Here is a 16,184-nt window from a genome sequence, read left to right as displayed (position 1 = left end):
CCGGGTGTTCATATGGGAGTTAAACTCAGGGATGTTGTATCACCCCGCAGGATACGCCTTGAGGACCTTAGGGGAAGAACAGTTGCAGTCGATGCAGCCAACACACTCTACCAGTTCCTATCAAGCATAAGGCAGAGGGATGGAACACCCCTCATGGATTCCAGGGGTAGAGTAACATCACACCTCAGCGGCATACTCTACAGGACGGCCGCGGTCATGGAGAGGGAGATAAGGGTCATATATGTCTTCGATGGAAGGTCCCATCACCTCAAGGGCGAGACCGTGAGCAGGAGGGCTGATATCCGGAAGAAATCTGAGGTTGAGTGGAAGAGGGCCCTTGAGGAGGGGGACATTGACAGGGCGAGAAAATATGCTGTAAGGTCCGCAAGGATGTCCTCAGAAATACTGGAGAGTTCAAAGAGGCTCCTGGAACTTCTGGGAATACCCTATGTACAGGCACCCGGTGAGGGGGAGGCTCAGGCATCATACATGGTTAAGATGGGCGATGCATGGGCCGTGGCATCCCAGGACTATGACTGTCTCCTCTTCGGCGCCCCAAGGGTTGTAAGGAACCTCACCATCAGCGGAAAACTTGAGGACCCCGAGATCATTGAACTGGAGTCCACCCTCAGGGAACTCTCAATCAGCCACACACAGCTCGTGGATATGGCACTACTCGTCGGGACTGACTTCAATGAGGGTGTAAAGGGGATAGGCGCAAGGAGGGGACTCAAACTCATCAGGGAGAAGGGCGACATTTTCAACGTCATCAGGGACCTTGAAGCTGACATAGGTGGCGACCCCCGGGTCCTCAGGGGGATCTTTCTGGAGCCAGAGGTTTCAGAGGACTATGAGATCAGGTGGAGAAAACCTGACGTGGAAGGTGTTATCGAGTTCCTGTGCACTGAACACGGCTTTTCAGAGGACCGTGTGAGGGCGGCACTTAAAAAATTTGAGGGCGCATCCTCCACCCAGAAGAGCCTCGAGGACTGGTTCTGAAAGCATTAATTTTTATGAAGCACCCCACTTCCTGACCTCATCGAGGCCGGGTTCATCAAGGAATCCCCTTTTTCTGCAGAATTCAGTGAGCCGCCTGTAGGATGGGTGGGCTGAGAGTGTCTTGCTATCCCCTATTATTATGAGCTTGCGTCTGGCACGGGTGAGTGAAACGTTTAGACGCCTTAAATCCTTCAGAAACCCTATACTGCCATTCCGATTGCTTCTAACCATTGAGATTATTATAACATCCTTCTCACGTCCCTGGAATCCGTCAACACTGTTCACCTCGACATCTATCATGGATGAGATGAGGTCTACCTGGTCATCGTAGGGGGTTATTATACCGATCTCCTCAGGTTTAACACCCATCCTCATGAGTGAACGGGAGATTATAACTGCAAGGTCCGCTTCAAGGGGGTTCTGTATTGAGGTTGAACCCTTTAGCCTGCGCTCACAGCCATCCAGTCCTGAAGTGTCAATGAAGAGGACGGGGTCGGGATCTGCGAGTTTCCGGCAGATATCGGAGTCAGGGACATCCTCGATGATATCCCTGATGCTTATATCCTCAAGGGATGGATGGGCCCTTATCCTCCCATCATAGAATTCACGGTTGGGGAACTCCATTATGGCCGGGTGCATGCGGTACTGGCAGTTCAGCATCCTGGATCTGCCCGGGTGGCGTTCGATAAGTTCTTCAAAGAGTGTCCTCTCAAGTTCGGATGCATCTCTGCTGAGTATTGTGGGTGGGAGCTGCCTGTGATCCCCTGCCAGTATGAATCTTGGGGCCCTTGCAAGGGGTATGAGTATGCTTGGTATTGTGGCCTGGGATGCTTCATCGACGATGGCGACATCGAACTTTAAGCCATCTATGTACTCGAGGGCTGCAGAGGAGTTGGTTGAAAGGACAACCTGGCTCTCCCGGAGTATCCTGTCAGCGATTCTCATCTCTGCCTCCTGAAGCTTACTGTGGAGGTCATCTATCCTCTGGTTTGTCTCTATCCAGCGGGCCATTGAGATCATGACGTTGGGTGAGATGCCCCTCGCACCCCTCCTCTTTGTGGCGTTGATGAGTATCTGGGTGTCACTGAGGCCCCTCCTGATCTGTGGGGTGGGTTTCTGGTGCCTCTCACGTTCCTCTATGAGTTCATCGATCTTCTCCTGGTATTCTTGGACTTTCCTGTATTCAGGGTGGTTTTCAATTTTATAGGCAAGGGTCTCCCTCAGGTTTTCCCTTGAAACCCTCTGGGGGTGTCCCAGGCGGACGCATTTAACATGACCTGCAATTCCCTCAAGGAGGTTATCAACTGCTGCGTTGCTCTCGGCGGTTACAAGGACCCGGCTGCCCCTCATGACCTCCTGCCTTATTAGCTCATGGAGGGTGCGGGTTTTACCGGTTCCAAAGGGGCCGTGTATGAGAAAGAAATCATCTGATCCAAGGGCCATCCTGATGGCCTCCATCTGTGATTCGTTGAGTTCTGGGTCCACAGCCTGGAAATCAACCACATCAGCCCCCTCTGAAGGTTTTTCTGTACCGCAGAGGAAACCCAGGACCCTGAGAACGTTTCTGGTTGGGGATTTGAGGTTTTCAATCATTCTCTGAAAGGTCACATCATTGGCATAGAGGTCTATCCTTACATTTTTGAGGGCCCATCCAGGAACATGTTCAAGGGCAACAACCAGGAATCTCTTACCCTTCATTGCAACGGTACCTGTCAGGTCGCTCCTGAGGGGGTTTCCCCTACTTATAAGGACGAGGTCACCCACGGAGATCTGGGTGTCTATGGGGTCACGTCTTCCGTACTTGACAAGGTGAAATCCCAGCTCTCTCCCGGTTATCTTACCGTTCAATCCATTCACAGCCCTTCCGGCCCTCTCGCGCTGTCTGGGGGAAAGCCTCCTTATCTCATTCATCATGGCGCTTATTTCGGCTTCCCTCTCCATTTCAACAAGTCTTATGAGCCTCTTTATATATGATTTCAGCCTGCTGATTCTCTCACCCTCTCCGGATCTTTATAGACTCTCAGAAGATCATACGCTGAAGGGGGTACCATGTCCCTTCTGGATTTCAGGGATTTTAGTCCAGGATCCTCTATCAGAATGGCGGGTACTCCCCGAAGAACTCCCGGGCATATCTTCTCGCGGTTTCAACCTGCACAGGATACCTGCCTTCAAGGCGAAGTTCAAGTTCTTTCCTGCTTTCCGAGGATGCAACCGTCCTGAGGAATTCCACATAGACATCAAGACTCCTGTCTGATCCACCATCCAGACATGGCATCTCAACTGTGAGACAGATATCATCACGTTTGAAGAGCTTCTTACGTATATGTGGAGACACCGATCCTATAAGCACACCCTCTTCAAGTTCTATGAGTGGAGGAACACCCTCAGATGACTTCCTTGACGGATCTGTGAGCTTATCATAGCTTTCCCTGCGGTAGCAGTGGGCCTCAAGGTAGGTTGATGGCCGGTACTTCTCTATGAGTCTGAGTATCTCCCTCCCCTGGGGGCTCCTGTAGTAGTCAGGGTTGAGGGTGCTGATGTAGGGAGTGGGGTTGCAGCTGTATATTATCAGCCTGCCATTATCTATGTCATTGAAACCCAGTCTTCTGAGGGCCCTTATGGTGGTGAGACCCTCCCTTCCATGCACACCACCCACAAATAACCTTACAGGGCCATCCCCCTTATCTATCAACCTGAAAAATCCCAATATTGTCACCTGTGGATAGATCAGGTTCCTTCTTCCCAGTTTTCAAGGTAGAGTCTCTGTTTTTCTGTGAGTTCATCGATATCAATGCCCATGGCATCGAGTTTCATCCGGGCGACCATCAGGTCTATCTCATCGGGTGCCCGGTAGACTCCCGGGTCTGGTTTCTCCTGGAGGAGGTGTCTTGCTGATAGTACCTGCATTGCAAAGCTCATATCCATTATCTCTGCAGGATGACCCTGGCCGCGCTCGGATGCAAGGTTCACAAGCCTGCCCTCAGCCAGAAGGTATAGTTTACGTCCATCAGGCATTATGAACACCTCGATGTCCTCCTTAACCTTTTCTGTCTCCCTTGAGAGCTCTTCAAGGGCCTCCCGGTTTATCTCAACGTTGAAGTGGCCGGAGTTCGCCATGACACAGCCATCCTTCATGTTCATGAATTCGGATTCAGAAACCACGTCTGTGTTCCCGGTGGCTGTTATGAGTATATCGGCCTCCTTAACAGCATCTGAAACCTTCATAACCCTGAAACCATCCATACGTGCTTCAAGAGCTCTTATGGGATCCACTTCGGTCACTATTACACTGGCTCCAAGTCCCTCAGCCCTCATGGCTATACCGCGACCGCACCACCCGTAGCCGCAGACCACGACGGTCTTCCCGGCTATCAGCATGTTGGTGGTCCCCATTATGGAGTCAAAGGTTGACTGTCCGGTACCGTAGCGGTTGTCAAAGAGGTACTTGGTGTAGGCGTCGTTCACCGCCATCACAGGGAATTTGAGGGCTCCGTCGGCTGCCATTGCCCTCAACCGGTTTATACCAGTGGTTGTCTCTTCACAGGCACCTATTATCCCATCAAGGAGCTCCGGTCTCTCCCGGTGGACAAGGAATATCATGTCTGCACCATCGTCTATGAGGATTTCAGGTTCATGGTCCAGGACGCGGTGTATGTTCTCATAGTATTCCTCGTTTGTCTCCCCACGCCACCCGTACATGTTGAGTCCCATCTTCGCCCCCGCGGCTGTGGCGTCGTCCTGGGTTGATAGGGGGTTGCATCCGGTCATGGCGACCTCTGCACCACCTGCCTGGAGTGTGAGACCAAGGTTTATGGTCTTTGGTTCGAGGTGAAGGCATGATCCTATGGTGACTCCTTTGAATGGTTTCTCCTCTGAGAAGTCACTTTTTATCCTTTCAAGTACAGGCATGTGTTCCTGAACCCATCTGATCTTTTTTTCGCCCTGAGGGGCCAGTGAAATATCTTTAACTTTATATGGCATTGCATCACCCGGTTAACATCTTGGAGTTCCTTGTCTGTAGATAATAGGTTGTGGGTCATCACTTAAAAATAGTTAATGGGCCCTGGGGGTGTTAATCTCAGGTGAGATCACTGAACTCAGAGAGGCCCTCAATAACGCCATTCAGTGCACTGGGGCGGGATTTCATGAATTCAGATCTTATAAGAATGAGTGATACTGACATTTTTTCCATAACAGTCCTTGATCACATCCATCATATGCCCTATGTTTATGATTACTATGTAGTTCTAAGCATCTGATCAAAAGATTGATCAAAAGTTTATAAGTGAGAAAATTGTTAACTGTATCTAACCATTAAAGGAAAAGGTACATGGTAGGGGGGTTAGAATGAGTGAAATATCTAAGTATTTAGATAAAATCTATAGGGATATCGCAGGTCCTTTGAAGGATCAAAACATATATGTCCAGAACAGAGAGGGTATAAAAAGCATCAGATTGTATGATGAGAGTGATTTGCATGACGGAGAAAGATCTCATTGGGTAGGGACTTCTCATATCATGATTTTTGATGATGAAGAACCCTTCCTTGCCATCGAGGCAAAAACTGTGGCCACTCCCAAAGAAATTGCCGGGCCAGTCCCACTCTACGCACTAACACGTATAGTTAAAATCAATGGAAAACCTTATGATGTGGAATCTCCATTTCTTCTCCTGATTACAGTTCCAGATCAGCCCAGGGAAGGGCAAAAGAGTGAGCAATTATCTGACTTAGAGAACAAGTTAAAAGATATACTTGATTTAGAGAGCAAATATTCAAATCTTAAAGATTTTGCAATCTGTGAAATTAGCGATCTGAAAAAAACTCTAAAGGAACTTCTGGAGAATAATGGTTATGGGAACTATGCTGATGATTTTTAGGTGACCCTTCAGTTTTCACCTAATTACATTTTGGAGTCAGTATAAAATTAAATCACAGGAGACCTTAAAAATAGAAGTTCTGCAAAAATAAAAGGAGTTATAAAAAGGGAGTTATCGAGGAGTTAGTGGTACTGGACCTGCTCCTCTACGCCGCCCTTTGGTTTTACTTTCTCCATGGCCTCAAGGAAGTACTTCATTGAGACCTCCTCGGCGTCCATGTTATCCCTGAGGGTCAGCATGGCGGCTTCTCTGCATACAGCCTCAATGTCTGCACCGACGTATCCCTCAGTTTTCTCTGCAAGTTTTTCAAGATCAACGTCATCTGCAAGGGGCATGTCCTTTGTGTGGACCCTGAATATTGCGAGCCTTGCCTCCTTATCTGGATCCTCAACCTTGACGTGCCTGTCGAATCTTCCAGGCCTGAGGAGTGCGGGGTCGAGGATGTCGGGCCTGTTTGTCGCGGCTATAACCGCCACATCCTGCAGCTCTTCAAGTCCATCGATCTCTGTGAGCAGCTGGTTGACCACCCTCTGGGTTACGCCGGAGTCGGCGGTGCTTCCACTCCTCACTGAGGCTATTGAGTCTATCTCATCGAAGAATATCACTGTGGGAGCTGTCTGACGTGCTTTTCTGAAAACTTCACGCACACCCTTCTCTGATTCACCGACCCACTTTGACAGGAGCTCCGGACCCTTAACCGCTATGAAGTTTGCCTGGCTCTCATTGGCAACGGCCTTTGCCAGGAGTGTTTTACCGGTACCCGGTGATCCGTGCAGGAGAATACCCTTTGGCGGTCTGATTCCGAACTTCTTGAATCTGTCGGGGTACTTGAGGGGCCACTCAACAGCCTCCCTCAGCTCCTGCTTTGCGCCCTCCAGGCCTCCTATGTCGTCCCATGAAACGTTGGGGACCTGTACCAGGACCTCCCTGAGGGCTGATGGCTGTATCTCCTTGAGGGCGTCCTTGAAGTCGGCCCTTGTTACCACCATCTTCTTGAGGACCTCCTTGGGTATCTCCTCATCAGCCTTTATCTCCGGGAGCACCCTCCTCAGGACCCTCATGGCGGATTCCTTACAGAGTGACTCAAGGTCTGCACCCACAAATCCATGGGTTATCTCTGCCAGTTCATCGAGGTCAACGTCATCTGCAAGGGGCATCCCCCTGGTGTGTATCTGGAGTATCTCCTTCCTTTCCTCCCTGTCAGGGACTCCTATCTCGATTTCCCTGTCAAAGCGGCCCGGCCTTCTGAGTGCAGGGTCAAGGGCGTCAGGTCTGTTGGTTGCACCTATGACAACAACCTGGCCCCTGCTCTTGAGGCCGTCCATCAGGGTGAGGAGCTGGGCAACGATCCTCCTTTCAACCTCTCCACTCACGTCTTCCCTTTTGGGTGCTATGGCGTCTATCTCATCTATGAATATGATTGATGGAGCGTTCTCTTCTGCTTCCTCGAAGAATTCCCTGAGCCTCTCCTCGGATCCCCCGACGTATTTGCTCATTATCTCGGGTCCGTTGATGGCTATGAAGTGGGCGTCGCTCTCATTGGCAACGGCCTTTGCCAGGAGTGTTTTACCTGTTCCTGGTGGTCCGTGCATGAGCACACCCTTTGGTGGTGTTATTCCAAGCCTTTCGAAGAGTTCCGGTCTCTTGAGGGGGATCTCTATCATTTCCCGGACCTTTTTGACCTCCTCCTTGAGGCCTCCGATGTCCTCGTAGGTGACATCAACGAGGTTCTTGACGCCCTCGAGTTTGCTGACGTCCACGGGTTTTTGCTGCATCTCGACCTGTGTTGAGGGTGTTACACGCACAACACCTGCGGGACTTGTTGATACGACGGCCAGTTTGATCTCTCCGAGGGGTGATATGTCCATGAAGTCCCTGAAGAACTCGTCGAAGAGTCCGCCGCCGGATATATGCTGTCTGATACCTGATACTATTATGTCTCCCTTAACAAGTACCCTGTTGAGGAATGCTGATCTTATGTCCCCCCTTATTATGACCTCCTGGTCCACTGGGGCCAGAACGACCTTCTGGGCGTCCTTGACGTCGGCCCTTCTGACTGTCACCTCTTCGCCTATGGATGCGCCGGCGTTTTTACGGAGGTATCCGTCTATCCTTATTATTCCGAGTCCTATGTCGGACTGTGATGATACTACAGTTGCAGCTGTCAGTTTTTTGCCCTCTATTTCAATTATGTCTCCATCCGAAAGACCCAGTTTTTCCATGCATGCAGGGTCCACACGGGCTATTCCCCTCCCGACGTCCTGCTGGGCCAGGGCCTCTGCAACCTTTAATTTTATCTCTTTTTTTGTCATACAACCCACCTCTTTATGATTATTATTATGATTCCGGTTGATATTTAATTTAACGGAATATTTTAGTAAACTTAGGTTACTATAATACATGTACAGGTAATCATATATAAATGTTTCGGTAAAGTTTATATACTATTAGATGGATTTTGTGCGATGGGGTATTAAACAGAGTTACACAGAAAGGGTCAGGATCACCTTATTGAGGCACCGATACCCCTCAGAACACCCAGAATCTCCTCATAACACTCCCTGTCAAACACCTTAACTCTGAGGGTTAAGCTGAAATGATCAGGGGGTATCTGGGGCCCACGGTAAAGGTCAACAATTTTCACATCAACCACACAGTCAAGTAGACCAATCAGGTGTGCTATGACCTCTGGATCCACGGAATCAGAAAAAAGAGCAGATACATCATAGACCCTCAGATCAAGGTTTTCAACCTTCCAGCGGCGGAGTTCCTCCTCTGACAGCACCCTGATATTGGAGATCTTGAACTTCATGACCCTCTTACCGGACCTCAGCATGGCATAGTCAGGTGTAACAGACTCAAGTACACCAACATGCACCCTGCCTGAATAGATGTGCTTGATGCCAATCTCCTGACCAACAGAGTTCCTCAGCACAATCAGTTCCTGATTAAGTGCCTCTATGGCCTTATCTGATCGGCCAAGTGATGCCTCCACGTCGTCTATGTTCTTGGCTGCAAGACCCATCCCTGACACAAAGTCATCCATTCGCCCATCCCTCAGCATCTCGTTTAGCCTGGTAGCAGTTCTCAGGAAACAATCACGCATCTCCTGCCCGTAGGTGTTGTGGGTCTGGATCGAATAGGCAAGGTAGGGGTTCTGGGCCACTATCCTGGCTATCGTATCTATCATAAGGTTGTAGATTGGGCTTGCAAACTTACGGGACTCCCTTATGTCAACACCCTCAGCCTCCAGTGTGGCTGCTATGCTTATGTAGGCGAAGTGGGTGAGGACCTGAACAACACTCATCATACGGTCATGGGTGGATGGGTCGGTGACTATCACACGGGCCTTTCTCTCCTCAAGGAACCGGATCACATCATCAAGCCAGGGGTTATCCCCGGAGGGTGTTAGGACGACTACCTGCCCCTCAAGGGATGATACACGGGGTCCAAACATTGGATGGGCCGGGATGTAGTGGGCGCCCCTGGCTATGAACCTCTCCATGACCCTGGCTGGCTCCTCCTTGACTGAGGTCACATCCATGAGGAGTCCGCCCTCCCTTACATGGGGCGCAACCTCCCTGAGGACATCCGAGGTCACCTCTATCGGGACGGATACAACCACAACATCGGCCACTGAGGCAGCCCTCACATTGTCACGGCAGTACTCCGCACCTATCCTTCCGGCGGCTGATCTGCCAGTATCAGGGTCCCTCCCGGTGATTATGACCCTGAAGCCCTCCTTCCTCAGGAACCTGGCTATCCAGTATCCAAGTCCACGGGTACCCCCTATGATGCTGATAATCATCTTACCTACCGTTTCATTATCCATGACATCAAGTACTCACAGCCTATCCACATCATTTCTGAAGGCCTTAACAGCTATGTAACCTCCGATACTTCCAAGGAGGAGGCTGATGGCACATACAATCAAGAATCCCACTGACAGACTGAACACATCAGGTCCAACAAGTCCAGCGATTCTTCCAGGCATCTCTGGCCCGAATATCATCCCGGAGGCAAAGCTGAGAACAGCAAGTATGAGGGATGCGGTACCCCCCTCCCCGGCGCTTCTCCTATCTGGCCTTGTGAGGTAGGTTGCCAGAAAGCCGGTGAAGGTGTAAACAAACAGTCCATCGATGAAGAAGAGCATCACAAACCCGGCGATTATACTGAGGAAGATTGCAGTTCCAGATCCATAGTCACCCATCACATTACACTCCGAAGCCTTCCATGAGAATACTCCTAGTTTTATAATAGCATTCTTATATATTATCATTAACTCCGCCAATGATTTTTCAGGGTGAATCCATGAGGATAGTTGAAGAGGATGAGAAGAACGGTGTCATTGAACTCGTACCCGAAACCCTTGATGATCTCTGGCACCTCTCACACATAATAGAGGAGGGAGACCTCCTATCAGCCAGGACCACGAGGAGGATACAGGATACCAGTGGAGAGAAGATAAGAAGTGACAGGGGAGTTAAAAAGACATTTTACCTCGGGATAAGGGTGGAAACTGTCAGCTTCCACATTTACACCGGTAGACTGAGGGCCACCGGCGTTATAGAGAGAGGCCCTGAGGACCTTGTACCCATGGGCTCCCATCACACCCTTGAGGTAAAACTCAACACACCCCTGAGGATCCAGAAGGAGCACTGGAGCAGATGGACACTTAAGAGGCTCAGGATGGCTGTAAGGGCATCAAAGAATCTGAAGGCAATCATACTTGTAATGGAGGATGATGTCGCTGAACTGGGCCTCATAAGACAGTACGGGGTGGAGTACAGGGGCCCCATAACAGGCCACATTCCTGGTAAGAGAATACAGCAGAGGGACCGGGGTAAACTGAGGCGGGAATTCTATGAGAGCATCGTGGAGTCACTCCAGAAGTATGGAGACCTTGAGACAATCATAATAGCGGGACCAGGCTTTTACAAGTCAGATTTCTATGACTACCTCATGGAGAGGTATCCTGAAATCGCAAAGAAGGCGGTACTTGAGAACACCGGGACTGGGGGGCGCGCAGGCATATCCGAGGTCCTGAGGAAGGGGACGGTTGAAAGGGTATCATCAGAGAAGAGGATCGCCTCTGAGATAAGGAACGTTAACGAGTTCCTTGAGAAGCTGGCCAGGGACCCTGACTCCGTTGTCTATGGTAAGGTTGAGGTTATGGATGCCATTAACATGGGGGCCGTTGAGAAGCTCCTGGTACTGGACAGGGTTGTTAGCAGGGAGGACATTGAGGGCTACCTCGACATGGTTGAGAGCATGGGCGGTTCCGTGGTACTCATAAGCAGTGAACACGAGGGTGGAAAGCAGCTGGAATCACTGGGAGGCCTGGCAGGGATTCTAAGATTCAAGATCCAGTGACTTCAGGGGGATTCAGAATGTTCAGGAGACTTGAGGATCGATGCAGGGGATGTGGAAACTGCCGCGAACTGAAATGCAGTGAAAACTGCACTGGCTGCAGGGCATGCCTCCTTGTATGTCCTGAGGACGCGATCCTGCCAGGGGAGACTGAAACTAAAGAATATACGGTAGCAGTGAATGGGAGGGATGTCAGATCAGGAGGCACAGTTGGAGATGCCCTGGAGGGGGCGGGCCTTAGAAGGGCTATGATTCCGGGTGAGGGGGATGTATTCTCACCCTGCGGGTCCGGGGCCTGCCTTGCCTGCAGTGTATCCATTGATGGCTGCATCGCACCATCCTGTGTAACACCCCTCTCTGAGGGCATGGTCATAGAGACGGCACCGGAACCTCCACTCAGGTATGTGAGCAGCTTTGGTCCCCACACAGCCGGTGGAGTTGGAACTCCATTTTCTGAGAAGACAGGGGCTCCCGTTGAGGTGGTGTGCTTCACCCATGGCTGCAACCTGAGATGTCCCCAGTGTCAGAACAGTCAGGTTGCATTCACATCACAGGGAAACCTGCTTGACCCCCATGAAACAGCAGGGATCCTCATGGGCCTTGAATCCATCTACAGGACTGGCACTGTCACCATATCTGGCGGTGAATGCACTCTCAACAGGACATGGCTCTCCACAACCATCAGGGCAATCAGGGAACTTAAAGGGGATGTTAACGTCCATGTTGACACCAACGGAACCATTCTTACCCCTGAATATCTGGATGAACTCCTGGATTCAGGAATGAACCGTATAGGGATTGACCTCAAGGGTCTCAGGCCTGAGACCTTCATGGAGATATCAGGGCTGCATGATGAGAAAACCGCCAGGGTTTACCTTGAGAATTCATGGAATGCATTCAGGTACCTTTCAGAGAACCACCATGACATCTTCATGGGCCTGGGGGTGCCCTACAGCAGGTCACTCATATCCATGGATGAGCTCTCAGCCATGGCCTCAAGGATATCATCCATAAACAGGGACGTTCAGGTAACCGTCCTGGATTACAGACCCGAATTCAGGCGCAGGGATATTGAGAGACCATCTGAGGATGAGATGATGAGGGTGAAGGATGTGATGATTGATGAGGGCCTAAGGAATGTTGTGGTCCAGACATCAGCGGGTTTCAGGTGATCTGGAATGGATGCGCTATTCATACTGCATGCTTCACAGGATCCCGGCTCCATAATGGTGGCTGCATTCACTGTAGCTGCACTGACACCTCTCATGGCGGCTCTCATATCACGTATGAGGGATTCGAACCTCTACACTGATGTGAGGGGAGGAACGCCACGGGGCACGGGTCTGGTGCCCTGGATTGTACTCTCTGTCTTCATGCCGGAGCCCCTGAGGGCACCTGTTGTCATCATGGGCCTCCTGGCCTTCATCGATGACCTATCAGGAAGGAGAAGGATCCGTGACCTTCCAGTTGAGTGGGGTCAGCTCTCAAGGGGCCTTGGTATCATAGCGGTAACCATCCTCACATACCCAATCATGGGACCGGTCGCCCTCCTGGTGGCCCTCATGATACAGCCCCTTAACATTGCAGATATGCAGCCTGGTGTTGCATGCAGCCTGACAGTAATCATGTCCCTCTTGGCAGCAGCCATTGCATTCGCGGCTGGTTCAGACATCCACCTACCCCTCCTGGTACTGGCTGTATGCGCTGCCTACTCCCCCCTGGATTACCTGGGACGGATAATGATGGGCGAGGTCGGGAACCACACCTTTGCAGTGGCCCTGGGACTTGCATTCTACGTCGCCGGAGGCGCATGGTCAGTTCTCATGCTCTTTCTCACAGCCCCCCTCGTCACAGCCATACTCAGGAGGGGGAACCTCACAGGGTTCCTTGAGGAGAAACTCGGAATTGAAAACCCAACCTTCGGCGACCTCTACATGGATGTAATGACTGGCGGAGGCCTGGGGGATCTTCTGAGGAGAATTTTACTTGGAAGAAGAAGTTTCAGGGTTGATAACCCGGTTTTAATCGCACTGGGTGTGAGGAGGCTTCTCTTCAATCCGTATGCATCTCATGGATCAGAAAATCGGTGATTTAACCATCAGCTAAGTCGCCTTGACTTTATTATGGATACTATGAGTGCGAGGGCTATCAGAAAACTCACAGCAAAACCGAATATCCCGAGGAAGGGGAACTTCTCGAGTATGAGGGCCTCCCGGGGGATCGTGACCAGCGATGAACCTATTATGAGTGCCGATACGAGCATGGCAAGTGATATCCTGTTGGTCGACCGTTCAATCCGCACCGATATCTCGTCAAGGTTCCGGTGTTCCAGTTCCATCTTCAATTTACCCTCCTCCAGCTTCTGGAGGGCGCTTATCAGGCCACGGGGGAGATCATTCATTATGTGCTCCAGTTCAATGATGGCCGCGGGCACCTCATCAAGGTTCCTCAGGGGGTTGAGCCGGTTTCTTATCAGTTTATGGGTCATCTTCCATGCAACCTCAAGGCCATTGAACCTTGGATCAAGCCTCTCACCCAGGTCCTCTGCCATGCTCATGACCCTTGCAAGCAGCACGAAGTCACGGGGTATCCTTATCCTGTGCCTCCTTATCATACCAGGCATGGTGAACTCTGTGAGTATCTCCCCCACCTTCCTGACATCGGCACCATAGTAGCGGTCAAGGAGGTCTATTATGTCATACTTGACCTCCTCAAGATCTGTCTCCTCTGTCAGGATGTTCATATACCTCAGCTGGTTAACTATACCGTTAACATCATAGTTCATAAGGAGTATGAAAAGCTCTGCCAGTCTGTCCCTGAATGAACGGTCAAGATGTCCCATCATCCCGAAATCGAGGAAACAGAGGACATTTCCCTTCTGGACGAGAATATTGCCGGGGTGGGGGTCCGCATGGAAGAACCCGTGTATGAATATCTGTTTAAAGTAACACCTGGCACCCCTCTCGGCTATCACCCGTGCATTGAATTTTATATCTGACTTTAAAATGTCTGTGAGCTTAACACCGTCCACATACTGCATGGTGAGTACCCTGCCTGTTGAGTACTCCCTGTAAACGTAGGGCGCATAAACGGTCTCATCATCCATGAACATTGCACGGAATCTCTCCACGTTGTTGGCTTCCTGGTGGTAGTCCAGTTCCTTTCTGATGGCCCTCTCGAATTCAGCCACTATCCCTGGCAGGTTGTAGTACCTCAAACCGGGGACCCTGTCATTGGCAAGCTTTGCAAGGTACTTCATCAGGATTATGTCGCTCTTCACGGTGTCGGCTATGCCCGGGCGCTGGACCTTCACAGCAACAGCATCACCATTCCTTAGACGGGCCCTGTGGACCTGTCCTATTGATGCCGATGCAACCGGTTCCTCCTGAAATTCAGAGAAAACTTCCTCCATGGGAACTCCGAGTTCAGATTCCAGGACCCTCTTCACATCCTCAAAGGGGAACGGTGGAGCCTCGTCCTGAAGCTTGGCCAGCTCCTCAGCCACCTCCCTACCCACAAGGTCTGCCCTTGTGCTCAGGACCTGCCCCAGTTTTATGAAGGTTGTTCCAAGTTCCTCAAGAACCAGCCTGAGACGTACATGGGCGGGTTCATGTACCTCCTCAGGGCTCTTTATATATAGTTTAAGGGTCTCGAAGAGCCTGTTTTTAAGGCCAACCGCCTCAAGGATGTTCCCGAAGTGGTACTTGGTCATGACCCTTATGATCTCCCTGAGGCGACCCATGTCCGGCCTGTTATTATAGGGGCCTATGTTCATATTAATCACTTATTTAATGTATAATATTTAAATCTACTTTAAGACGATGTTTTTGCACTGAGATTTTTTCACAGATCATGTTTATAGAGCTGGTGATGATAATGAAGGCACTTTTCACGGTAACAGGTCGCGGAATGGGAGGAGACGCCATAACGGCCCTTAATATAGCCGGTGCACTTGAAAGGAGAGGATTTGAATGTGAATTCGCACTTGACCACAGCGCACCGGGGATACTCTTCAGGAAGAGGGGCATTGAATGGCACCGCGTGAGGATACCCCAGGCAGGTGGCCATGCAGCAAGCAAAGCTAAACTCCTCTCTGCAGCACTCAGAACCACCCGGGCGATCTATGAGACATGGAGGCTCATAAGACGCATCCGGCCAGACGTGGTTGTAGGTGTAATAGGGGGAGGAGCCGTTGTGGGGTGCCTGGCAGCAAAGATTGCAGGCGTCCCTGCAGTGGGGGTCCTGAATACACCCACCGATTCAAAGGTCTGCACCCGGCTTAACAGGAACGTGGCCCTGCCCGAGTCAGACCTCTTCGGGAGGGACATTGAGGGTGTTGAAAGCATATACTATCCAATGAGCCCCGATATAACTCTTGGCGACCCTGAAATTGCCTGCAGGAGGATGCCCCCTCAGTTTGACCCTGACAGACCGACCATAGTCCTTTCATCGGGATCATCCCTCTTTAAGGCGATGGCTGAGGCCGCAGCGAGGCTGGCAGATTCAGGCATGGAGGCGAACATTACGGTGCTGGGCCACCCCCTGAGGGATGAGTACCTCAAGATAATCGACCATGAGGGGATAATAAACCTGGGCTACATTGACTGGGTGAAGGACCTCTACAGCATCGCTGACCTGGCTGTACTCTCGGATGATGGTGTGATGGTCCATGAGGCCATCGCACTGGGGGTCCCTGTTGTGGCACTGAGGGGTGTCAAGTATGGGAGGTACCACAATATGGGGGCTGTATTCAGGGGCGCGGTCCTTGAGGCTGACCCTGAGGATATCGTGGAGGCTGTTTCAGCAGCACTTGAGAGGTCAGATGAGCTCCGGAGGGCTGCCAGGAAGTACAGTGGGGACGTGATGGGGGCTGCAGATAGGATTGCGGAGATCATAGAGGAGGAGGCAGGCCGCAGACAGTAACCCTCAGGGCGCCA

The 16,184-nt window shown here is 51.0% G+C and carries 13 protein-coding genes; 6 read left to right on the top strand and 7 right to left on the bottom strand.

Annotated features, from left to right (window positions below; translation table 11 throughout):
• Positions 1-12 precede the first annotated feature (12 nt).
• Positions 13-999, top strand: coding sequence for a flap endonuclease-1 (gene fen / locus C7452_RS06350; protein WP_115892613.1), 987 nt, complete (start codon positions 13-15; stop codon positions 997-999).
• A gap of 12 nt (positions 1,000-1,011) precedes the next feature.
• Here fen and C7452_RS06345 read toward each other — a convergent pair whose 3' ends face one another.
• The 3 genes from C7452_RS06345 to ahcY all read right to left on the bottom strand — a co-directional run bounded on the left by C7452_RS06345 (position 1,012) and on the right by ahcY (position 4,980).
• On the bottom strand, positions 1,012-2,940 hold the full coding sequence (locus tag C7452_RS06345; RefSeq protein WP_170130318.1) for an IGHMBP2 family helicase: 1,929 nt from the start codon (positions 2,938-2,940) through the stop codon (positions 1,012-1,014).
• A gap of 151 nt (positions 2,941-3,091) precedes the next feature.
• Positions 3,092-3,715: a DUF2119 domain-containing protein gene (locus C7452_RS06340; protein WP_342769720.1), complete on the bottom strand. Its 624-nt coding sequence runs from the start codon at positions 3,713-3,715 to the stop codon at positions 3,092-3,094.
• Between the two features lie 11 nt (positions 3,716-3,726).
• Positions 3,727-4,980, bottom strand: coding sequence for an adenosylhomocysteinase (gene ahcY / locus C7452_RS06335; RefSeq protein ID WP_115892610.1), 1,254 nt, complete (start codon positions 4,978-4,980; stop codon positions 3,727-3,729).
• Positions 4,981-5,346: 366 nt separating this feature from the next.
• Here ahcY and C7452_RS06330 point away from each other — a divergent pair, with 366 nt between their 5' ends.
• Positions 5,347-5,877 carry a hypothetical protein gene (locus tag C7452_RS06330; protein WP_115892609.1) on the top strand — a complete coding sequence of 177 codons (531 nt, stop codon included), beginning with the start codon at positions 5,347-5,349 and terminating at the stop codon, positions 5,875-5,877.
• A 122-nt stretch (positions 5,878-5,999) separates the two neighbouring features.
• Here C7452_RS06330 and C7452_RS06325 read toward each other — a convergent pair whose 3' ends face one another.
• The 3 genes from C7452_RS06325 to C7452_RS06315 form a co-directional block, all read right to left on the bottom strand.
• Positions 6,000-8,189 (bottom strand): CDC48 family AAA ATPase, encoded by a 2,190-nt coding sequence (locus C7452_RS06325; protein WP_048061106.1) that lies wholly within the window; start codon positions 8,187-8,189, stop codon positions 6,000-6,002.
• 191 nt (positions 8,190-8,380) lie between these two features.
• On the bottom strand, positions 8,381-9,709 hold the full coding sequence (locus tag C7452_RS06320) for a prephenate dehydrogenase (RefSeq protein WP_245942882.1): 1,329 nt from the start codon (positions 9,707-9,709) through the stop codon (positions 8,381-8,383).
• A gap of 12 nt (positions 9,710-9,721) precedes the next feature.
• Entirely contained in the window at positions 9,722-10,087 is a 366-nt protein-coding gene (locus C7452_RS06315) for a hypothetical protein (RefSeq protein WP_115892608.1), read from the bottom strand.
• Between the two features lie 101 nt (positions 10,088-10,188).
• On the opposite strand from C7452_RS06315, the gene C7452_RS06310 reads away from it, so the two are divergent.
• Genes C7452_RS06310 through C7452_RS06300 form a run of 3 tightly spaced genes read left to right on the top strand, consistent with a single transcriptional unit; the run spans position 10,189 to position 13,337 of the window.
• Entirely contained in the window at positions 10,189-11,250 is a 1,062-nt protein-coding gene (locus C7452_RS06310) for an mRNA surveillance protein pelota (RefSeq protein WP_048061107.1), read from the top strand.
• A gap of 17 nt (positions 11,251-11,267) precedes the next feature.
• Positions 11,268-12,419, top strand: coding sequence for a radical SAM protein (locus tag C7452_RS06305; RefSeq protein ID WP_245942881.1), 1,152 nt, complete (start codon positions 11,268-11,270; stop codon positions 12,417-12,419).
• A 6-nt stretch (positions 12,420-12,425) separates the two neighbouring features.
• The gene (locus C7452_RS06300; RefSeq protein WP_245942880.1) at positions 12,426-13,337 is read left to right on the top strand and encodes a hypothetical protein; all 912 of its coding nucleotides are present in this window, start codon (positions 12,426-12,428) and stop codon (positions 13,335-13,337) included.
• 8 nt (positions 13,338-13,345) lie between these two features.
• Here C7452_RS06300 and C7452_RS06295 read toward each other — a convergent pair whose 3' ends face one another.
• The gene (locus tag C7452_RS06295; RefSeq protein WP_115892606.1) at positions 13,346-15,022 is read right to left on the bottom strand and encodes an ABC1 kinase family protein; all 1,677 of its coding nucleotides are present in this window, start codon (positions 15,020-15,022) and stop codon (positions 13,346-13,348) included.
• Between the two features lie 101 nt (positions 15,023-15,123).
• On the opposite strand from C7452_RS06295, the gene C7452_RS06290 reads away from it, so the two are divergent.
• Complete coding sequence (locus C7452_RS06290) at positions 15,124-16,170, top strand: glycosyltransferase (RefSeq protein ID WP_115892605.1); 1,047 nt, start codon at positions 15,124-15,126, stop codon at positions 16,168-16,170.
• Positions 16,171-16,184: the final 14 nt, after the last annotated feature.

The organism is Methanothermobacter defluvii (genome assembly GCF_003385755.1).
Lineage (GTDB): Archaea > Methanobacteriota > Methanobacteria > Methanobacteriales > Methanothermobacteraceae > Methanothermobacter > Methanothermobacter thermautotrophicus.
Note: the sequence above shows the minus strand (reverse complement) of the source record. Positions and strands in the feature narration are given on the sequence as shown.